Annotated in this window: 15 protein-coding genes; 6 read left to right on the top strand and 9 right to left on the bottom strand. The window is 53.8% G+C overall.

The genetic code is table 11. From position 1 onward, the window contains the following. Positions 1-76 precede the first annotated feature (76 nt). From mtgA to FDX01_RS17435, 4 genes are all read right to left on the bottom strand, one after another. Positions 77-796 carry a monofunctional biosynthetic peptidoglycan transglycosylase gene (gene mtgA, locus FDX01_RS17420; protein WP_137400200.1) on the bottom strand — a complete coding sequence of 240 codons (720 nt, stop codon included), beginning with the start codon at positions 794-796 and terminating at the stop codon, positions 77-79. Next, entirely contained in the window at positions 793-1,446 is a 654-nt protein-coding gene (gene elbB, locus FDX01_RS17425) for an isoprenoid biosynthesis glyoxalase ElbB (protein ID WP_117342736.1), read from the bottom strand. The genes mtgA and elbB overlap by 4 nt, the downstream gene beginning before the upstream one ends. Positions 1,447-1,675: 229 nt before the next feature. Then, complete coding sequence (gene arcB / locus FDX01_RS17430) at positions 1,676-4,012, bottom strand: aerobic respiration two-component sensor histidine kinase ArcB (RefSeq protein ID WP_117342737.1); 2,337 nt, start codon at positions 4,010-4,012, stop codon at positions 1,676-1,678. A 195-nt stretch (positions 4,013-4,207) separates the two neighbouring features. Then, positions 4,208-5,137, bottom strand: coding sequence for a TIGR01212 family radical SAM protein (locus tag FDX01_RS17435; protein ID WP_115257371.1), 930 nt, complete (start codon positions 5,135-5,137; stop codon positions 4,208-4,210). A gap of 687 nt (positions 5,138-5,824) precedes the next feature. Between FDX01_RS17435 and gltB the strand changes: the two genes are divergently transcribed. The 5 genes from gltB (at position 5,825) to FDX01_RS17465 (ending at position 15,833) form a co-directional block, all read left to right on the top strand. Continuing rightward, positions 5,825-10,285: a glutamate synthase large subunit gene (gene gltB, locus FDX01_RS17440; RefSeq protein ID WP_137400201.1), complete on the top strand. Its 4,461-nt coding sequence runs from the start codon at positions 5,825-5,827 to the stop codon at positions 10,283-10,285. 12 nt (positions 10,286-10,297) lie between these two features. Then, positions 10,298-11,716 (top strand): glutamate synthase small subunit, encoded by a 1,419-nt coding sequence (locus FDX01_RS17445; RefSeq protein WP_096755493.1) that lies wholly within the window; start codon positions 10,298-10,300, stop codon positions 11,714-11,716. Between the two features lie 211 nt (positions 11,717-11,927). After that, a complete protein-coding gene (locus tag FDX01_RS17450) occupies positions 11,928-12,995 on the top strand; it encodes a PDDEXK nuclease domain-containing protein (RefSeq protein WP_137400202.1) in 1,068 nt (355 codons plus the stop codon). A gap of 317 nt (positions 12,996-13,312) precedes the next feature. Beyond that, positions 13,313-14,563: a cytosine permease gene (gene codB, locus FDX01_RS17460; protein ID WP_137400203.1), complete on the top strand. Its 1,251-nt coding sequence runs from the start codon at positions 13,313-13,315 to the stop codon at positions 14,561-14,563. Then, complete coding sequence (locus tag FDX01_RS17465; RefSeq protein WP_135911324.1) at positions 14,553-15,833, top strand: cytosine deaminase; 1,281 nt, start codon at positions 14,553-14,555, stop codon at positions 15,831-15,833. Before codB ends, FDX01_RS17465 begins: the two co-directional genes overlap by 11 nt. Positions 15,834-15,897: 64 nt before the next feature. Here the strand turns inward: FDX01_RS17465 and nanQ are convergent, their stop codons facing one another. The 5 genes from nanQ to nanR all read right to left on the bottom strand — a co-directional run bounded on the left by nanQ (position 15,898) and on the right by nanR (position 20,746). Next, entirely contained in the window at positions 15,898-16,365 is a 468-nt protein-coding gene (gene nanQ / locus FDX01_RS17470) for an N-acetylneuraminate anomerase (RefSeq protein ID WP_137400204.1), read from the bottom strand. Further along, positions 16,362-17,237 (bottom strand): N-acetylmannosamine kinase, encoded by an 876-nt coding sequence (locus tag FDX01_RS17475; protein ID WP_137400205.1) that lies wholly within the window; start codon positions 17,235-17,237, stop codon positions 16,362-16,364. Before FDX01_RS17475 ends, nanQ begins: the two co-directional genes overlap by 4 nt. 88 nt (positions 17,238-17,325) lie before the next feature. Next, positions 17,326-18,816, bottom strand: coding sequence for a sialic acid transporter NanT (nanT, locus tag FDX01_RS17480; protein WP_117342747.1), 1,491 nt, complete (start codon positions 18,814-18,816; stop codon positions 17,326-17,328). A gap of 110 nt (positions 18,817-18,926) precedes the next feature. Further along, positions 18,927-19,820 carry an N-acetylneuraminate lyase gene (gene nanA / locus FDX01_RS17485; protein ID WP_117342748.1) on the bottom strand — a complete coding sequence of 298 codons (894 nt, stop codon included), beginning with the start codon at positions 19,818-19,820 and terminating at the stop codon, positions 18,927-18,929. 134 nt (positions 19,821-19,954) lie between these two features. Further along, positions 19,955-20,746 carry a transcriptional regulator NanR gene (nanR, locus tag FDX01_RS17490; protein ID WP_115257365.1) on the bottom strand — a complete coding sequence of 264 codons (792 nt, stop codon included), beginning with the start codon at positions 20,744-20,746 and terminating at the stop codon, positions 19,955-19,957. A 359-nt stretch (positions 20,747-21,105) separates the two neighbouring features. On the opposite strand from nanR, the gene dcuC reads away from it, so the two are divergent. Beyond that, a complete protein-coding gene (gene dcuC / locus FDX01_RS17495) occupies positions 21,106-22,473 on the top strand; it encodes an anaerobic C4-dicarboxylate transporter DcuC (RefSeq protein ID WP_137400206.1) in 1,368 nt (455 codons plus the stop codon). Positions 22,474-22,502 lie beyond the last annotated feature (29 nt).

A 22,502-nucleotide genomic window follows, 5' to 3' on the forward strand; every position in this document is an offset into this window, starting at 1 on the left:
TCCGGCAATGTCGTTGTGTCGTATTCTGCCTGATGCGCTGCGCTTATCAGGCCTACAAAAACAGCGTCAGCATCGACTAATACAGCTTATTTTCCCGCATAAACGACTCACCGCCTAACTGGCGCATTTGCCGCATGATCCATGCCTGCCGGTTACGTACATAGCCTGACGGGGCATTCGCCTTAAAACGCAGAGGATTTGGCAGCACCGCCGCCAGCAGCGCTGCTTCAGACTGACTCAGGCGGCTGGCCGGTTTATGGAAATAACGTTGTGCTGCCGCTTCTACGCCGAATACACCGTCGCCAAACTCGGCGATATTCAGATAAACCGTCAGAATACGTTTCTTACTCCACACTGTTTCCATACCCAGTGTGAGTCCGGCCTCAAGACCTTTACGCACCCAACTGCGTCCATCCCACAGAAAGAGATTTTTTGCTGTCTGCTGCGAGAGCGTCGATGCTCCACGAATGCGGCTTTCATTGCGCTCATTATGCGCCAGCGCCTTTTCTATCGCAGAGACATCAAATCCCCAGTGCTGCGGAAATTTTTGGTCTTCTGCGGCAATAACCGCCAGCCCCATCCACGGTGAGATCTCATCCATACTGACCCAGTCAGAATGCGCCACATAGCCGAAATCACCGTGCAACCAGGCGCTAATTTGTCGTTCAGCCATCACCGCTGAAAAGGGCACGGGCAGCACGCTGAAGAGGGCGATGCCCCCGCCCCAGAACACGGCGAGGACAATGACCGCCCGCAGAAAGAGTCGCCGCAAACTGGCGGTCACCCCTTTTTTCATTCAGTCAGCACCAGCACACGCGAGACCAGCTTGTCGATACCGCTCGCCGCCTGGGCAATATCCTGTGCCAGCATATAAGCCGGCGTGGTGACGATTTTGTGGTCTTCATCAACCACAATATCATCGACCGGACACGGCACATGCTCTGCCCCCATATCCTCCAGCACTTCCGCAGTATCGATATCGGTGCCAATCGTCAGACGCAGCGGAAAATCGAATATTTTAGGCAGCATCGCTGGGGCAATACACATGAACCCCAACGGCTTACCGGATTGATGCATGGCGACTGCCAGCGCGGCTAAGTCGCTATCCACCCGGCATTCGCTTCCCTGGCTGGCGAAATTGCTCAGGTTCTTCGCTGCACCGAATCCACCAGGGACAATCAGCGCATCCAGTTCAGCAGAGACCGCCTGGGCAAGCGGGCGAATATCACCACGGGTTATACGTGCAGCCTCAATCAGGACATTGCGGGTCTCCTGCATGGGTTCGCCCGTCAGATGATTAATCACATCTGCTTGTTGTTTATCCGGCGCAAAGCAGATGGCCTGAGCCCCGTTGCGGGCAATAGCCAGCAGCGTTAACACGGCTTCATGGATCTCCGAGCCGTCATACACGCCGCATCCACCGAGCACTACGCCAATTTTCTTCATCGTGAGACTCCTTTCGCAACTGGCTGTAGCATATTAATATTTCTTATTAAAATGCTACGCTTCACACATTTAACTGATTCATGTAACAAATTATTTAAGATTTGCTATCTTAACTGCGTGCGGCCTGAAAATTAGGGCTGCGCCCTTGTAAACAATGATAATAATTTACGGCGCAGCCACGATTTCCCTGGTGTTGGCGCAGTATTCGCGCACCCCGGCTAAGCCGGGGTCATTTTTTTTCAACACTCGCCACCCAGGCTCTTAATACCGCCACGTCGTGCTGCCACTCCTGCTTCATCTCTTCAATCCATTCCCCCACGTTGTCCTCCCAGGCAGGAAGGTCCGGGGATTGAATTTGCTGACCCAGCTGCTGCAGATGGCGCAGTCCCACTGACCCCGCGGCACCTTTGATTTTATGGCCTTCCTCAACAACACCTTTTTTATCACGCGCGGTCAGGTTGGACTCCAGCACACTTAAATAACCCGGCATCATCTTCTCAAATACCGCCAATCCGTCGGTAATTAACTTCGGTCCCACCAGCTCGAGGTATTGTTCCAACATGGGAATATCTAACAGCGCTTGCGATTTACTGCTTTCTTCAGATGTCACAGTGCTCTCCTCTTTGTTTCGGGTATCCCAGTATTTTTTAATCATGGCGGTTAACGCCGGTACCGACAGCGGCTTACTCAGCACGTCATCCATACCCGCTTCCAGATATTCTTTTTTGTCTTTCAGAACGTTAGCGGTGAGCGCCACCAGCGGCGGCAGATCTTCCCGCGCGTACTTTTGCGTTAACTCTCTGGAGATATCCAGACCAGTCATATCCGGCAACTGAATATCCAACAGCACCAGGTCGTACTCACCCGGTTTGAACATTTCCAGCGCGGCTTTCCCGGTCATGGCGACGTCCACGCTGTTACCCAGTTTTTCCAGCACCGAACGGGCGACAATCACGTTCAGTTCAATGTCCTCAACCAGCAGCACATTCAGGGCAGGCAACGGCATGTCGTCTTCTTCGAAGGCGTCTTCAATCTCTTCCGCAACGGCTGGGGCATGAACGGTAAGGGTAAAGACGGAACCTTTCCCCGGCTGGCTGGAAACCGTAATATCGCCGCCCATGTTTTTCGCCAGACGACGAGACACTGCCAGACCAATCCCGGTCCCGGTGGCCGGTTTACCGCCATTGCTGTCCTTCACCTGATAATACATGGCGAAGATTTTATCCTGCTCATCCTGCGGAATACCGATACCAGAATCTTCCACTTCAAAATGCAGCATGTTGCCTTTGTCATAGCGCGCCCGCACGGTGACCTGCCCTTTCTGGGTAAACTTCACGGCGTTGCTGATCAGATTCCACAGGATTTGACGCAGACGCGTCCCGTCGGTAATGACCTTATGCGGCAGCGGCAAGGTCGGATCAAGTACAAAGCGCAGCCCTTTTTGCTGCGCCTGCAGGCCGGAGAGGTTTTCCAGATCCGCCATAAAGCTGGTGAAATCTATCGGCTGGTTATCGAGCTGAACTTTACGCCGCTCCATCTTATCCATGTCGATAATATCGTTGAAAATATTCCCAAGCGTAACGGCAGAAACATGGATAGTTTTCAGGTATTTTTCCTGCTCAGCGGTCAGATCCGTATCCAGCAGGATCCGACTTAAACCGACAATACCGTTCAGCGGCGTACGCAGTTCGTGGCTGATGGTGGAAATAAAGGTCGTCTTGTCACGGCTGGCACGTTCAAGTGCATCCTGGTAGCGCTTGCGCTCGGTAATATCGCGGCCAAAGCCCATCAGGCCGTGTCGTTTACCGACGCGGTCGTAATAAGGCACTTTACGAATTTCAAAGCAGGCTTTACGTCCGTCCGGGTAATCCAGCCATTGTTCATAGGTCAACGAGACATTATGGCGGAACACTTTCTCGTCGGTTTCGATAACTTTTTCAGCCGCTTCTGGCGAGTAAACTTCAATCGGTTTTAAATTCACCAGTTGCTTTTCGCTCTTGCCTGTCAGCAATTCCATGGCGCGGTTACAGCCGGAGAACTCTTTATCTTCATTGCGATAAAAAACCAGATCCGGTGAAGCATCGAGAAAAGAACGCAGAAAAGAGGATTGTTGTTCCAGTTGGATCTGCGCTTCTTCACGCTCTTTAATTTCGACTTTGAGTTGTTCAAACGTTTCCTGGCGCTCCGCTTCCGCCTTTTCACGTTCGACAATCTCCTGGTTAAGCTGCGCAATATTGTCCTTTAACTGCACGTTAAGCTTGAGATCGCGTTCGCGCATCTCTTCCAGCTTCTGCACCAGTCGTGACAGGCGTTGCCGGGACTCCTCCAGTTGCTCCACGACCACTGACAGGAAATAGACCGCCCAGGGGGTAATTAACAGGCCAAAAAAGATGGAACGTATTACATCAATACTTTCTACCTGGCCATGCAGCACCATGGTGACGGCCATTTGCACCACTATGGCCAACACCACCAGAGCCAGCGCCAATAGCAGCGAAAAGCGCACCAGACCTAATTTCATCATCAGGTCGACATAATACTGCGCCAGCATTCGAATTTGCTTCATAGAGGGTTCCTTCACGACAACTTGGCACAATAATACTCAATTCTCGGCGTGACGTTTGAGATTGTGCAATAAATGCGGAGGCTATCGGTGAAATGACTGAGGAGAGCTCATCGTAGACCTGGTAAGCGAAGCGCCATCAGGCAAGCAGGCGCAGATTGCCGGAGGTCGGCTTTGCCTTATCCGGCCTACAGAGGGTTAGCTCCCCGGCTGAGCCCACGGCGTTCCAAGAGCGGAGCCTTGTACACCATGCTCATTGAGATAACGGTCCAGTTCGACCATCCCGGTCCAGCGATTTTCACACCACAGCGGCGCCAGTAACGTCGGGCGACGGGCGCTGGCAGAAATACGATGATAAATAACCTCTGGCGGCGTATGGCGAATCATCTCGCCCGCCGTCACGGTGTAATCGGCCAGCTCAATACCGCTCAGACGCCCTGCTTCCCAGGCCTTCGCCATAATGCTGCCCTTCACAATATGCAGCGGATGCAGCTTAATGCCATCAACGCCGGTCTCCACCACGCGCGCCAGCGTTTGCAGACATTCCGCTTGCCCTTCTCCCGGCAGGCCGACAATCAGATGTGAGCACACTTTCAACCCACGCTCACGCGCCAACTGCGTGGTGCGTTGATAGCAGGCAAAGTCATGCCCACGGTTAATACGGTGCAGCGTTTTATCATGGGCCGTTTGCAGCCCCAGTTCCAACCACACCTCGTAGCCCTGGTCTTTATATTCGCACAGCAGATCGAGCACCGCCTCTGGCACGCAGTCAGGGCGCGTCCCGACGCACAGCCCGACAATATTGGCCTGAGTGACCGCCTGCTGGTACATCGAACGCAGCACCTGCACTTCGGCAAACGTGCTGGTATAAGCCTGAAAATAGGCCAGGTAGCGCTTGGCGCGATTCACCAGTTGAGCCTGATGTTCGAGCTGCTCAGCAATCGAATGATGCTGCTGTGCCTCATCGGCAAAGGAGGCGACATTACAGAAGGTGCACCCGCCACGTCCAATGGTGCCATCGCGATTTGGGCAGCTAAACCCGCCGTGCAGCGTGAGTTTATGAACCTTTTGCCCATAACGACGAGAAAGATCCCCACCAAACATATTGACTAATTTCTGTAACTGCATAATCTGATAGACCGCGCCTTGAAAAGAGGCCAAAGCCTGCCATTTTTAGCCCCCGTCGGCGATGACCTGGATCAATCGCCCCGGCGTGCTTTTATTCATTGCATATTCAAGCAAAATAAATGAAATTTCATTCAATCAAAATGTGATTACTTTTCCTTATATCCGATGATTTTTTTTATCTTCCGACGGCCAACGGATAAAAACAGTATCTTTAAGACGCGTAAACTCTATAAACCAGCATAAAATACCAAACATCGCGATAAACAAAGGGAGGACAAGCGATAACGGACCTTTCTGACAGTGAGACAGATCACACTTCCCTCGCCATCCACTGTGCGTTAAATCAATGTAAAAATGCCATTAATTTCAATACATTCATATCGTTAATCGACCTATAGCACATTTTTGCATAAATAAGATTGCCATTTGACCTGTGTGTGGATTCCCGATAACGTGGAAATCCGCTGGAAGCTTTCTGGATGAGCAGCCTGCTCATCATATTTATGCAGTAATTGAGATTCCCTCTGAAGCAAGTCCTCAAACTTGTTTGACCTATGCGAAAAGGATTAAAGAGGGCGAATGCGAGGTGAGCGTATAACGCGCAACCCCCGTCGCCATGCTCTTGGTGTGCCTGTGCGCAAACGGTATCGGAGAGGCGTCCCGCAGAGCCTGGGGAGGTTCACTGATATGTTGTACGATAAATCCCTTGAGAAGGATAACTGTGGTTTCGGCCTGATCGCCCACATAGAAGGCGAACCTAGCCACAAGGTAGTGCGTACCGCCATACACGCACTGGCCCGTATGCAGCACCGTGGAGCCATCCTCGCGGACGGTAAAACCGGCGACGGCTGTGGCCTGTTATTACAAAAACCCGATCGCTTTTTCCGCATTGTTGCGCAAGAGCGCGGCTGGCGTTTAGCCAAAAACTACGCGGTCGGCATGATCTTTTTAAATAAAGACGCTGAACTGGCGGCGGCATCTCGTCGCATCGTTGAAGAAGAGTTACAGCAGGAAACCCTGTCGATTGTGGGCTGGCGCGACGTGCCGACCAACGACGGTGTTCTCGGTGAAATTGCCCTCTCCTCCCTGCCCCGTATTGAGCAAATTTTTGTTAACGCCCCTGCGGGCTGGCGTCCACGCGATATGGAGCGCCGTCTGTTCATCGCGCGTCGCCGCATCGAAAAACGTTTACAGGACGATAAAGACTTCTACGTCTGTAGCTTGTCCAATCTGGTCAATATCTATAAAGGTCTGTGTATGCCGGCGGATCTGCCGCGCTTTTACCTGGACCTCGCGGACCTGCGTCTGGAATCGGCCATCTGCCTGTTCCACCAGCGCTTTTCCACCAACACCGTACCGCGCTGGCCGCTGGCCCAACCGTTCCGCTACCTGGCGCACAACGGCGAAATCAATACCATTACCGGTAACCGCCAGTGGGCGCGCGCCCGTACATATAAGTTCCAGACCCCGCTGATCCCGGATCTCCACGATGCCGCGCCGTTCGTCAACGAAACCGGCTCCGACTCCAGCTCAATGGATAACATGCTCGAACTGTTGCTGGCAGGCGGGATGGACATCATCCGCGCGATGCGCCTGCTGGTGCCACCGGCCTGGCAGAACAACCCGGATATGGACCCGGAGCTGCGCGCATTCTTTGACTTTAACTCGATGCACATGGAGCCGTGGGACGGCCCGGCAGGTATTGTCATGTCTGACGGTCGCTTTGCCGCCTGTAACCTTGACCGTAACGGCCTGCGCCCGGCGCGCTACGTCATCACCAAAGACAAGCTCATCACCTGCGCCTCCGAAGTGGGTATCTGGGATTATCAGCCCGATGAAGTCGTCGAGAAAGGCCGCGTCGGTCCCGGCGAACTGATGGTGATCGACACCCGCTCGGGTCGCATTCTGCACTCGGCGGAAACCGATGATGACCTGAAAAGTCGCCATCCGTACAAAGAGTGGATGGAAAAGAACGTCCGCCGTCTGGTACCGTTTGAAGACCTGGCTGACGATCAAGTCGGCAGCCGTGAGCTGGACGACGACACCCTTGCCAGCTACCAAAAACAGTTTAACTACAGCGCCGAAGAACTGGATTCCGTGATTCGCGTGTTAGGTGAAAACGGCCAGGAAGCGGTCGGTTCAATGGGCGATGACACCCCGTTTGCCGTGCTTTCCAGCCAGCCGCGTATCATTTATGACTACTTCCGTCAGCAGTTCGCGCAGGTGACCAACCCGCCTATCGATCCGCTGCGTGAGGCGCACGTGATGTCGCTGGCCACCAGCATTGGTCGTGAGATGAACGTCTTCTGTGAAGCCGAAGGCCAGGCGCATCGCCTGAGCTTTAAATCACCGATCCTGCTGTACTCTGATTTCACCCAGCTCACCACCATGAAAGAGGAACATTATCGCGCTGACCGGCTCGATATCACTTTCGACGTGAGTGAAACCACGCTGGAAGAGACCGTCAAGGCGCTGTGCGATAAAGCCGAACAGATGGTGCGTAACGGCACGGTATTGCTGGTGCTCTCTGACCGTAACATCGCCAAAAATCGCCTGCCGGTCCCGGCACCGATGGCGGTTGGTGCGGTGCAAACGCGTCTGGTGGAACAAAACCTGCGCTGCGACGCTAACATCATCGTCGAAACCGCCAGTACCCGCGATCCACATCACTTCGCGGTACTCCTCGGCTTTGGTGCCACAGCTATCTATCCGTATCTGGCCTATGAAACGCTGGGGCGTCTGATTGACACTCACGCTATTGCCAAAGATTACCGGACCGTGATGCTGAACTACCGTAACGGCATCAACAAAGGTCTGTACAAAATCATGTCCAAAATGGGCATTTCGACCATTGCCTCCTACCGCTGTTCGAAACTGTTTGAAGCCGTCGGCCTGCATGATGACGTGGTGGCACTGTGCTTCCAGGGCGTGGTCAGTCGCATCAGCGGCGCAGGCTTTACCGACTTCCAGCAGGATCTGCTGAACCTCTCCAAACATGCCTGGCTGGCGCGCAAACCGATTAGCCAGGGCGGCCTGCTGAAGTACGTTCACGGTGGCGAATACCACGCCTACAACCCGGACGTGGTACGCACCCTGCAACAGGCAGTACAAAGCGGCGAATACAGCGACTACCAGCAATACGCGAAGTTGGTTAACGAACGTCCGGCAGCAACGCTGCGCGATCTGCTGGCTATTGCACCTGGCAATGAAGCAGTAAGTGTTGACGACGTCGAACCCGCAACCGAGTTGTTTAAACGTTTTGATACCGCAGCCATGTCCATCGGCGCGTTAAGCCCGGAAGCGCACGAAGCGCTGGCCGAAGCGATGAACAGCATCGGCGGTAATTCCAACTCCGGCGAAGGCGGTGAGGACCCAGCACGTTATGGCACCAACAAGGTGTCGCGCATCAAGCAGGTGGCTTCTGGTCGCTTCGGTGTAACCCCGGCGTATCTGGTCAACGCTGACGTCATTCAGATTAAGGTCGCACAGGGCGCGAAGCCCGGCGAAGGTGGTCAGTTACCGGGAGATAAAGTTACTCCGTACATCGCCAAACTGCGTTATTCGGTGCCGGGCGTGACGCTGATTTCCCCGCCGCCACACCACGATATCTACTCTATCGAGGACCTGGCGCAGCTGATTTTCGATTTAAAACAGGTTAACCCGAAGGCGATGATCTCTGTGAAGCTGGTTTCCGAACCGGGCGTCGGCACCATCGCCACCGGCGTGGCAAAAGCCTACGCGGATCTGATAACCATTGCCGGTTACGACGGCGGCACCGGTGCCAGCCCGCTCTCTTCGGTGAAATACGCAGGTTGTCCGTGGGAACTGGGGCTGGTAGAAACTCAGCAGGCACTGGTGGCTAACGGTCTGCGCCATAAGATCCGTTTACAAGTTGATGGCGGTCTGAAAACCGGCGTCGACATCATCAAAGCAGCCATTCTCGGCGCGGAAAGCTTCGGCTTTGGTACCGGCCCGATGGTCGCGCTGGGCTGTAAATACCTGCGTATTTGCCACCTGAACAACTGTGCAACCGGTGTAGCAACCCAGGACGAAAAACTGCGTAAGAACCACTACCACGGTCTGCCGTTCAAAGTGACCAACTACTTTGAGTTTGTCGCCCGTGAAACCCGCGAGCTGATGGCATCGCTTGGCGTAACACGCCTGGTGGATCTGATTGGTCGTACCGACCTGCTCAAAGAGCTGGACGGGTATACTGCCAAGCAGCAGAAACTGGAGCTGTCTCACCTGCTGGAAACCGCACAACCTCACCCAGGCAAAGCGGTGTATTGTACTGAGAACAACCCACCGTTCGACAACGGCGTGCTCAACGCGCAGTTGCTGCAACAGGCCAAACCATTTGTTGATGAGCGCCAGAGTAAAACTTTCTGGTTCGACATCCGCAACACCGACCGTTCTGTCGGCGCATCACTGTCGGGCTATATCGCTCAGACGCACGGCGATCAGGGGTTGGCTTCCGACCCGATCAAGGCGCATTTCAGCGGTACCGCAGGCCAGAGCTTTGGCGTGTGGAACGCGGGCGGCGTGGAGCTGTATCTGACCGGCGATGCCAACGACTATGTCGGTAAAGGCATGGCGGGCGACCTGCTGGCGGTACGTCCTCCGGTCGGTTCTGCCTTCCGCAGCCATGAAGCGAGCATCATCGGCAACACCTGCCTGTACGGCGCAACCGGCGGTCGTCTGTTTGCCGCAGGTCGCGCGGGTGAACGCTTTGGGGTACGTAACTCAGGTGCCATCACCGTGGTCGAAGGCATCGGTGACAACGGCTGTGAATACATGACCGGCGGCATCGTCTGTATTCTCGGTAAAACGGGCGTCAACTTCGGCGCTGGCATGACGGGCGGGTTCGCCTACGTGCTGGACGAAGACGGCGAATTCCGCAAACGCGTGAATCCGGAACTGGTCGAAGTCCTGAGCGTGGACTCGCTGGCTATCCACGAAGAGCATTTGCGTGGACTGATCACCGAGCATGTACAGCATACCGGTTCGTCACGTGGAGAAGAGATCCTGGCCAACTGGCCGGCATTCTCGGCGAAATTCGCGCTGGTTAAACCGAAGTCCAGTGATGTGAAAGCACTGTTGGGTCACCGTAGTCGTAGCGCAGCTGAGCTGCGCGTGCAGGCGCAGTAAGGGGTAGCAGCAATGAGCCAGAACGTATACCAATTTATCGACCTGCAGCGCGTTGATCCGCCGAAGAAACCGCTGAAGATCCGTAAGATCGAGTTTATCGAAATCTACGAGCCGTTTTCCGAAGGCCAGGCTAAGGCGCAGGCAGACCGCTGCCTGTCCTGCGGCAACCCGTACTGCGAGTGGAAATGCCCGGTGCACAACTACATCCCGAACTGGCTGAAGCTGGCTAACGAAGGACGTATTTTTGAAGCAGCCGAGCTGTCACACCAGACCAACACGCTACCGGAAGTCTGCGGTCGCGTGTGTCCGCAGGACCGTCTGTGTGAGGGTTCTTGCACGCTGAACGATGAGTTCGGCGCGGTAACCATCGGCAACATTGAGCGCTATATCAACGATAAAGCGTTTGAAATGGGCTGGCGCCCGGATATGACCGGCGTACGCCAGACCGATAAACGCGTCGCCATTATCGGTGCCGGTCCGGCAGGGCTGGCCTGTGCCGACGTACTCACCCGTAACGGCGTAAAGGCGGTGGTGTTTGACCGTCATCCGGAGATTGGCGGCCTGCTGACCTTCGGTATTCCAGCCTTCAAGCTGGAAAAAGAGGTGATGACCCGTCGTCGTGAAATCTTCACCGGTATGGGCATTGAGTTCAAACTCAATGTAGAAGTGGGTCGTGACGTGCAGCTCGACGATCTACTGAAAGATTATGACGCTGTGTTTCTCGGCGTCGGAACCTATCAGTCGATGCGCGGTGGGCTGGAAAACGAAGATGCCGATGGCGTATTCGATGCCCTGCCATTCCTGATTGCCAATACCAAGCAGTTGATGGGCTTTGGCGAAAGCAGCGACGAGCCGTACATCAGTATGGAAGGCAAACGCGTGGTGGTGCTGGGCGGCGGTGATACTGCGATGGACTGCGTACGTACTTCCGTTCGTCAGAACGCGTCACACGTGATTTGCGCCTATCGTCGCGACGAAGAAAACATGCCTGGCTCGAAACGCGAAGTAAAAAACGCGCGTGAAGAAGGTGTAGAATTCCAGTTCAACGTGCAGCCGCTGGGCGTGGAAATTAACGCCAACGGCAAAGTGTGCGGTGTAAAAATGGCGCATACTGAAATGGGTGCACCGGACGCACAAGGCCGCCGCCGTGCGGAGATCGTGCCCGGTTCTGAACACGTGGTACCCGCCGATGCCGTGGTGATGGCATTCGGTTTCCGTCCGCACAGCATGGAATGGCTGGCAAAGCACAGCGTCGAGCTGGATTCACAGGGCCGCATTATCGCCCCGGAACGCAGCGACAACGCGTTCCAGACCAGCAACCCGAAAATCTTCGCCGGTGGCGACATCGTGCGCGGTTCGGATCTGGTGGTGACGGCGATTGCCGAAGGCCGTAAAGCCGCTGACGGGATCCTGAATTACCTGGAAGTATAAAAAGCCTCTCTGCTGGCCCCCTGCCAAAATTCACATTGCTGGATGGGGGCCAGTTTTCTTCTGCCTCACACATTCACGTCATTCCTGGAAAGCGACTCGCAAATGCTGATGCAGGTCCATGTAATGCAATCGTCATGGATTGACGGCATTAGACCTCGAGCGTATTGATAACGATATATTTTCATTTCGCAACTATCACGCTAGGGAAGACATGAATACACTCACCTCGACACACCATGCTGAGGATTATCAGCAAATCCATGACGGAATAATCCATTTATTGGATAACGCCAGGACAGAAACGGTCCGCAGCATCAACGCAATTATGACGGCAACCTATTGGGAGATTGGCCATCGAATTGTCGAATTTGAACAAGGCGGTGAAGCGCGAGCGGCTTACGGTACTCAACTGATTGAACGTTTGTCCGTCGATTTAAACCAGCGGTACAAACGTGGGTTTTCCACGGGAAACTTGCGACAAATACGAGCGTTTTATCTTTATTTTCAAAATATTGAAATTCAGCAGACAGTGTCTGGTGAATCTTCCCGTCTGGCACAACTCGCCAAAATTTTCCCGCTTCCCTGGTCAGCCTATGTCCGCCTGCTATCGGTTAAAAATCCTGATGCCCGCATCTTTTACGAGAAAGAGACGCTACGTAACGGCTGGTCAGTACGGCAACTCGACAGGCAAATCACCACCCAATTTTACGAAAGAACATTATTGTCCCACGACAAAACCGCCATGTTACAGCAGGTCGCCCCCACCGTCGCTGACGTTACGCCAGAACAAGCAATACGTGACCCGTTCATTCTTGAATTCCTAGATTTAAAGGACGAATATTCTGAATCTGACCTTGAAGAAGCGCTGATAAACCACCTGATGGATTTTATGCTGGAACTCGGTGATGATTTTTCCTTTGTGGGTCGCCAGCGTCGCTTACGCATTGACGATAGTTGGTTTCGCATCGATCTGCTGTTCTTCCACCGACGCTTACGCTGCCTGCTCATCGTTGACCTCAAGGTAGGAAAATTCAGCTACGCCAATGCAGGGCAAATGAATATGTACCTGAATTACGCCCAAGAGCACTGGACAATGCCTGGAGAGAATCCGCCCGTAGGCTTAATCCTGTGCGCGGAAAAAGGTGCTGGCGAAGCTCACTATGCCCTAACCGGTTTACCTCATAAAGTGCTTACCAGCGAATACAAAATGCAGTTGCCTGACGAGAAATTACTGGCGGATGAACTTGCCCGTTCACAAACTCGATTAGCGTCTCAATGAGAGCATTCACGGAGCGACTGAGCCAATGGCGACATCGTGCGCGGTTCGGATCTGGTGGTGACGGCGATTGCCGAAGGCCGTAAAGCCGCAGACGGGATCCTGAATTACCTGGAAGTATAAACACATCTTTTCTGGCATCTCGTCCGCACATATGGATGAGATGCCGGATATCCGTCTTCTCTTCTAAAAATACGTAGTTGCTACATAGCATAAATTCGCGACCAACCAGCTTAAAACGCCAGTACGTAAACGTTTGCATTCTTCTGAAAAGTGTATATTATGCGGCGGATTTTTTGGGCAAAATTCATGGAGGCGTTGTGTCGCAAGATAACAATTATAGCCAGGGCCCCGTCCCTCTGGCCGCGCGGAAAGGCATAGTTCCACTGACATTTGTAATGTTGGGATTAACGTTTTTTTCCGCCAGTATGTGGACCGGGGGCACACTCGGTACCGGTCTTTCCTATAATGATTTCTTCCTGGCAGTTCTCTTCGGTAATCTTCTCCTCGGTATTTACACTGCCTTTCTTGGTTTCATCGGCGCAAAAACCGGACTCTCTACCCATCTCCTGGCGCGTTACTCATTTGGCGTAAAAGGTTCATGGCTTCCCTCAATGCTGTTAGGCGGCACGCAGGTGGGCTGGTTTGGTGTTGGCGTGGCGATGTTTGCTATCCCGGTCAGCAAAGCGACGGGAATCGACGTTAATATCCTGATTGCCGTGTCTGGCCTGTTGATGACCATGACCATCTTTTTTGGCATTTCGGCGCTGACGGTTTTATCAATTATCGCCGTACCCGCTATCGTTATTCTTGGTAGTTACTCCGTCTGGCTGGCAGTATCCGACGTGGGCGGCTTAGATCATTTAAAAACGATTGTGCCACAGACACCGCTGGATTTTTCAACCGCGCTGGCGCTGGTCGTGGGATCGTTTGTCAGCGCAGGTACCTTGACGGCCGACTTCGTTCGCTTTGGCCGTAATGCCAAAGCTGCGGTGCTGATTGCCATGGTGGCTTTTTTCCTCGGCAACTCCTTGATGTTTATCTTCGGTGCTGCTGGCGCTGCCGCTGTAGGACAGGCGGACATCTCCGACGTGATGATTGCCCAGGGGCTCCTGCTACCAGCGATTGTCGTTCTCGGCCTGAATATCTGGACAACCAACGACAACGCGCTGTATGCGTCGGGTCTGGGCTTTGCCAATATTACCGGTTTTTCCAGCCGTACATTGTCGGTGGTTAACGGTATTATTGGCACGCTGTGCGCGCTGTGGCTGTACAATAACTTTGTCGGCTGGCTGACATTTCTGTCGGCCGCGATCCCTCCGATTGGCGGGGTGATTATTGCCGACTATCTGTTAAACCACCGCCGATACGCCGATTTCAACAACGCACAATTTACGCCGGTGAATTGGATAGCCATTCTGTCCGTTGCACTGGGCATCGCTGCCGGCCACTATATTCCCGGTATTGTGCCCGTCAACGCCGTACTCGGCGGTGTAGTCAGCTTTATCCTGCTGAATCCACTTTTTAATCGCAGTCTTGCTCAGTCCACGGAGGTCAGCCATGCAGACTAATACCCTCACCATTCGTCAGGCACGTTTACAGGGACGCGACGGGTTATGGCAACTTACAATTGAAAACGGGCGTTTTAGCCGTATTGAATCCCAGGAAGCAGCATCTTTACCGCAAGGTGAGGTACTGGACGCCGAAGGTGGACTCGCCATCCCGCCATTCGTCGAGCCGCATATCCATCTGGACACCACGCAAACGGCAGGCGAGCCAAGCTGGAATCAGTCGGGTACGCTGTTTGAGGGTATTGAGCGCTGGGCTGAACGTAAAGCGATGCTGACTCACGAAGACGTGAAGACGCGTGCCATGCAAACCCTGAAATGGCAGATGGCCAACGGCATCCAGTATGTTCGTACGCACGTTGACGTTTCCGATCCCACGCTAACGGCACTGAAAGCGATGCTGGAAGTGAAGCAAGAGGTCGCACCGTGGGTGGAGCTGCAAATTGTGGCATTCCCACAAGAGGGGATTCTATCTTACCCCAACGGTGAGGCACTGTTAGAGGAAGCGGTACGCCTGGGCGCCGACGTGATTGGTGCGATTCCCCACTTTGAATTTACGCGTGAATATGGCGTGGAGTCGCTGCATAAAATTTTCGCCCTGGCCCAGAAGTACGACCGCCTTATCGATGTGCACTGTGACGAAATTGATGATGAACAATCACGCTTTGTTGAAACCGTTGCAGCACTGGCGCATCGCGACGGAATGGGCGGGCGCGTTACTGCCAGCCATACCACAGCGATGCATTCCTACAACGGCGCGTATGCTTCCCGTCTTTTCCGTCTGCTGAAAATGTCAGGTATTAACTTTGTTGCGAATCCTCTGGTGAACATTCACCTGCAGGGACGTTTTGACACCTATCCCAAGCGTCGCGGTGTCACCCGCGTCAAAGAGATGCTGGAGGCAGAGATCAACGTCTGCTTTGGCCATGATGATGTCTTTGATCCGTGGTATCCGCTGGGCACCGCGAATATGCTGCAGGTGCTGCATATGGGATTACACGTGTGCCAACTGATGGGATACGGGCAGATTAATGATGGGCTGAACCTGATAACCACTCACAGCGCAAAAACCCTGCACTTGCAAGACTACGGCCTGAGCGTTGGAAATTCCGCTAACCTGGTAATTTTACCGGCAGAAAATGGGTTTGACGCGGTTCGTCGCCAAACACCTGCCCGTTATTCCATTCGCCACGGGCGGGTCATCGCCGAGACCGTACCGAGCCAAACAACGTTGCATCTGTCGCAGCCAGAAACAGTGACATTTAAGCGGTAGGTTGTCTTTTGAATAATTGCCGCAGACACGCAGCTGCGGCAATTACCATGTTGGTGCATTCCTATCAGGCGTGTAGCAAGCTGGCTCGGACCTTCACCACCACCTTCTTAATTTCTCCAGGTGCACCCACCACGCAGCCCGGTTTATGTGGCTCGCCAGGCATAAACACCGCGAACATCCCCGGTTTCAGGGTGACAACCTGTTCATCGGCAATCTCGCTGCACAGTTGATAATCCTCTTCAACATGCACGTCTTCGCACTGACGTGCGGAACCTGCCAAACCGAAAAAAATACGCTCTTCACCTGCCAGCAGCAATTGGATATCAATATAGCATTCATGCAGCTCCGCCTTTTTTTCTTGTGGCGGTTGCGTGGCGAACTGCATCACGTTCATAAACAGATCGTCGCCTTTCAGTACATAGTGTCCCGGCGCGTTATTCTGCACGTCTGCCGCCAGCGCAAGGGTCAGCGCATCAAGCAGAACAGGGGGTAATCCCGCGGCGGATAGCGACTGTAACTCGCCTAATATCATGATAACTCTCCTTGTGCTAACAATGCTGCGCCTAGCAACCCGGCGTCATGTCGGTAATGTGCGGTGCGCAGTGGGACGTGATACACCGAGGGTTCCTGCGCCAGCAGCGTGCGGACCTGCGTCAGATATCCTTCAGCCAGCCCGACGCTGCCACCCACAACTACGCACTGGCAGTCGGTAGACGCTTTGACGTCGGCAATCAGTCGCGCCAGCACCTGTGCAGAATGTGCAATCAACCGCGTGGCCTGTTCATGCCCTTGCACCGCACGCGTAAACACCGTTCTGGCATCGCAACCGGCAAGGTCGCCCTGTGCGGCAGCGGCAATTCCGCGACCAGATGCAATAGCCTCCACGCAGCCGGTACGACCGCAGCCGCAGACTGGTCCATTAGGATCTGCCAACGTATGCCCTAAATGCCCCGCCAGACCACCAGCCCCGGTGAGTAACTTGCCGTTGCTGACCACGCCGCCGCCCACACCGGTCGACACGGTGATAAATACCATGTCGCTTATCTCGTCAGCCATTACGTGGTATTCCGCCCAGGCCGCCGCCTGCGCATCATTGACCGCCATGGTCGGCAAGCCGGTCAACTCTCTTAAGGTTTGTACCAGCGGGAAGTGCATCAGCCCGCCAAGATTGAGCGGATTAATCGCCAGTAGTGTGCCCTCGCGGATAATACCGGTGGAGGCAATGGCAACGCGCTCTGCTTGCGCCTGCAGCGGCTCAATGAGCGTCTGTAACGCGGCCCGCAGGGCATCCGGCGTTTTGCTGGCAGGTGTCGGCAGTTCACGGCGTTCGCGGATCTGTAAATCGCGGTCTACCCGTGCAGCGGCCAGTTTGGTGCCGCCAATATCAATCGCCAGCGTTGTCATAGCACGACCTTTTTCAGCGTCAGTTGCTCAAGTAACGACATACTTATTCCCTTACCAAAATAGCCCGGTGCAGGACCGGGCAATCGGATTAACTTTTTGATTTCACCAGCGCGCTTTTATCGCTGCCAAACGGCACGGCTCCGCTAAACGGTTTACCATCAATGGCATCATGGGTACGCAGCGCTTCCGGGCGCAGCCAGCGCTGCACGCGGGACGGCATATCAAGGCCAATTAGCAGGATCACCACGAAAGTCAGGCTAAACGACAGCGATCCCAGCGCCGTACCCAGATCCAGACGCTGTGCAATCAGCGCACCGATGATCGGCGCCAGTGCCCCGCCCAGCGCACCCACGTTGTAGGTAAAGCCCAGACCCGCCGCACGTTGGTCAGTATCGAAATAACCGCCGATCAGTTTGGGTAAGATCCCGGAGATCCCCTGCCCGAGCATTTGCTGGAAAAACAGCAGCAGACCCAGTACCCAGACGTTGGCACCGCCAATCGCAAACACGGGAATAATCAGCAACTGTGAGGCCAGCAGGCTGTAGACATAGGCTTTGCGCGTACCCAGCCAATCACCCAGAAAACCACCGACACAACAGCCTACCGCCGCCCCAAAGCCGCTGAAGAACAGCACCCTGGCGACCGTCGACGGGTCATACATCAATTCAGTTTTCAGGTAGGTCGGCAGCAGCGCCTGAATTGGCCACGAGTAGAGGAAGGCGAACAGCACCACTACCATCAGCATTACGCCCGTCGGCCAGCGTTTACCGCTGCTTTGCACCATAAAGCTAATGAAGATAAACGCGCAGACCAGACCGAGGATCGCCACGATAGCCGCGTTTTGCAGGTTACCAGCAAAACAGAACCACAGCGCGGTTGCGGCGGCGAGCGTCATCAGAATATTAATGACCCGATGTTCACCCCGATAGAGGGTATCCACCATCGTGCGCACCGGCGCTTTGCCTTCGTGTTTTTCCTTCCAGTCTTCGGCTTCCGGAATATTTTTACGCAGCCAGAGGGCGAAGATAATCGGTACAATGCCGATGAAAAACAGCGCGCGCCACCCCCACACCGGTACCACCAGACTGTAGACCTGAGCGGCGATCACGGCCCCCACGGAGAAGCCCGAAATCAGGAAACCACTGGCTTTATTGCGCAACTGTTTAGGCCAGCTTTCAATCACATAGGTCGCACTTGAACCATACTCACCTGCCATCCCCATGCCGATGACCAGGCGGGCGATAAACATGGTGGTGTAGCCCGGTGCAAAACCGCAAGCCAGCGTCCCTAGCGAGAACAGAATAATGCTGGTGACCATCGCCAGGCGACGCCCGTAGCGATCGCCCATCGCCCCCAGCATCAGCCCGCCAAACCAGCGAGAAATAAAGGCAGCCGAGATCAGGCTGGCAGCCTGCACCGTCGTCAACCCGAATTCACCTTGTACTTCCGTCAGCACAAGGGCAATTAAGACAAAATCAAAACCATCCAGCAAATATCCCAGCCAGGCGGCAGAGAACGCACGCCATTGTGCCCGGTTGAGATGGCGGTACCACGGAATGCTCTGGGTAGAAGTACTCATGTGACTCTCCCGACGATTTTCATTGTTGTACTGGTGGGCGACTGTGCCTCATCCGGCCTACGGTCTGCCTGTGTAGGCCGGGCAAGCAAAGAGCCCCCGGCAATCCGCTGTTACGCCTTTTCTGCCAGCAGTTGGTCAGCCAGCGCTTTCAGTTCTGGCAGGTACTTTTCGTCAACAGGGGCAAACGGCTTACGACACAGTGGGACGGAAACCACGTCCATATAGTGCAGAACCGTTTTCAGTCCACGGAACACGCCGACTTTAATCAGTAAATCGATAACCTTATTGCACTCGGTTTGCAGCTTTTGTGCCGTCTGGATGTCGCCTTCTTTGAGTGCTTTCACGATTCCCTGATAGCGCCAGCCCATAATGTTGTAGGTACTGCCGATACCACCGTCTGCCCCAGCCAGCAGGCCTGACGCGAAAATTTCGTCATAGCCGTTGTACAGCACCAGATCCGGATGGGCGCGACGGATCTGCTCCATTTGATAGAGATCGCCAGAAGTCTGCTTCAACGCGCCAACACCCGGCAACGTGACCAGCGTGTTGATCTGATCCAGCGTCAGTTTTACGCCGCTCAGCGCCGGGATGTTATAGACCACCATTGGCAAGCCATCAGAGGAATCAATAATTGCACGGTAGTGATCGCAGTGCTCTTCAAAACTGAACGGATAGTAAAACGGCGTGACGGCAGAGACAGCATCAAAGCCGTAGCGATGGGCTGCGCTCGCCAACTGCTGGCTCTCTTCGGTGCTCACCGTGCCCACATGTGCGATAAGCGTGACTTTACCCTTCGCTTCTTCCGCCACGATCTCCAGTACCTGCTCTCTTTCAGCCCGGTTCTGGACAAACGCTTCACCCGTTGAGCCACCGACGTACAGGCCATCAACACCCTGCCCAATGTTGAAACGTACCAGACGACGTAGGCTCTCAATGTCCAGTCGCTGTTGGTTGTCGAATGGGGTTAACAACGCTGGCATTACGCCTCTTAAATCTCTTGCCATAACTACCTCTGTCGATGATTAGTGTTGTCTAACTACATACCTTTATACCTGTTATACCAGACCAAATAAGCAGCAATACAATACAGAACGCTTATATTGCGATCTGCCTCACTAAACGATCATCAGGATCGCGATCACTTCCTCAATTTTTTATTTTTACCGAAGGCGTGCCAAGTAGCGGAAACGCTGTTGAGATGGTCTTGTAATGCGCGGTCTGCTTCATCAGGATCGTGCTGACGAATGGCGTCGACAATAGCAATATGCTGTTGATAACTTACGCTATTGTGCTCGTATAATTCGCGGTCAGCGACGGTCGGACGTGCGGCGATCAGCCAGTCCAGAAGCGCGACATGGATCGCCATAAAGATAGGATTACCAGGGATCTCCGCCAGCACACGGTGAAAATCCACGTCCGAACGAATGAACAGCGCGTTGTCATCCAGCGACTGGCTGTTAATCTCCAGCGCTTTCGCCAGTCTGTCAATTTGCTCGTCGGTTGCATGCTCGGCGGCGTAACGCACCAGGCTTGACTCAAAGAACAGTCGCAACTGTTCAAAGTGCGCGATGCCGCCGGGATGCGAGAGAAAATCTTTCGCCATCCCCGACAGTTCACCAATGATGGTGTCCGCAGATGGACGCGAAACGCGGGCACGTTCGCCGTTGTTGATTTGCACCAGGCCTTTACGTTTTAACGCCGCGAGGGCTTCTCGCACCGAGGGACGACCGACGTTAAAGAAGGCCATCAGCTCCCGCTCGGACGGCAACTGTTCACCCTCGCCAAACTCCCGACGACGAATCATCTGTTCCAGTTCTTCTTCAACCATTTCAGACAGCTTTTTACGCGCCAGCGGGCGGTTACGTAAACTACGGCCAATGGTGGATGGAGAGTCTTCAGCTTGCGAATCAAATGCGTTCATAGGGTCCATTCAGCTAAGTCATTGGTGAAAAACAACAGCGGGTTCATCGTAACACAGGATCGAAAGCGGGGTGAAATGGAGGTCAATCGGGTTAGCCCGCTTATTGATAACATATGAAATACAAATATATTTTCACTCAAAAACAATATGATGAATTTTAATTTCTGAGTATGACATCGAATTTATGAAATCTGCGAATATGATCGTGAAAAATTATCATAACCCACTATTTTAAAACGAAAAATAATTTAATCTCGATTTTAAAAATACGATATTCACTCCATAAAAAACGGTAAAAAAAATATAACATCCGCTTTTATAACAGCGCTATTACCGGATTTATCTTCTTTCCTGCATGGAGTGAAAAAATGTTCGGCATCATACTTTCTGTCATCGTTTTATTAACGATGGGTTACCTGATCCTCAAAAACTACAAACCCCAGGTGGTCCTTGCGGCGGCTGGGATCTTCCTAATGATCTGCGGCGTCTGGCTGGGGTACGGTGCGCTGGTTGCACCCGAAAAAAGCAGCGGCTACCTGCTGGTTGATATTTATAACGAAATTCTGCGCATGCTCTCCAGTCGTGCAGCAGGCCTGGGGCTATCGATTATGGCCGTCGGTGGCTATGCCCGCTATATGGACAGGATGGGAGCCAGTCGGGCGATGGTGAGCCTGCTGAGCCGTCCGCTAAAGCTTATCCGCTCACCGTATATCGTGCTTGCCGCCACCTATGTGATCGGTCAGATCATGGCGCAGTTCATTACCAGCGCCTCCGGGTTAGGGATGTTGCTGATGGTCACCCTCTTCCCGACGCTGGTCAGCCTTGGCGTAAGCCGTTTGTCGGCAGTGGCGGTCATTGCCACGTCAATGTCGATTGAATGGGGTATTCTGGAAACAAACTCGATTTTTGCCGCTCAGGTAGCGGGAATGAAAATCGCCACCTACTTCTTCCACTACCAGTTACCCGTGGCCTCGTGCGTGATTATCGCCGTTGCTATTGCGCATTTTTTTGTGCAGCGCCAGTTTGATAAAAAAGCGGCACCAGAAAACATCGGCTTTACCGAACAAAAGGTGCTGGAAGATGTTCCGCCGCTCTATTACGCCATTTTACCGGTGATGCCACTGATCCTGATGCTAGGCTCGCTGTTCCTTGCACATAGTGGACTCATGAAAACAGAGCTGAATCTGGTGGTGGTGATGCTGATGAGCATGACAGTCACCATGTTTGTCGAATTCTTTCGCACCCATAATCTGCGCGAAACCATGGATGATGTGCAGGCGTTTTTTGATGGCATGGGCACCCAGTTCGCCAACGTCGTGACGCTGGTCGTCGCCGGTGAGATCTTTGCCAAAGGCTTAACCACCATCGGCACTGTCGACGCGGTGATTAGGGGGGCGGAACATTCCGGGCTTGGCGGTATCGGCGTGATGATCATCATGGCGGTGGTCATCGCCGCCTGCGCCATTGTCATGGGTTCCGGTAACGCGCCGTTTATGTCTTTCGCCAGCCTGATCCCGGACATCGCCGCAGGGCTGCATATTCCGGCGGTGGTAATGATTATGCCAATGCACTTTGCCACTACCCTGGCCCGCGCGGTTTCACCCATTACTGCGGTCATTGTAGTAACTTCCGGTATTGCGGGTGTATCGCCTTTTGAGGTGGTTAAACGCACGGCGATCCCAATGGCGGTAGGATTTGTGGTGAATATGATAGCCACGATTGTGCTGTTTTATTGATGGCTGGCACAGAAAACAAAACAGGCCCG

The organism is Citrobacter sp. wls613, assembly GCF_005281195.1.
GTDB classification, from domain to species: domain Bacteria; phylum Pseudomonadota; class Gammaproteobacteria; order Enterobacterales; family Enterobacteriaceae; genus Citrobacter; species Citrobacter gillenii.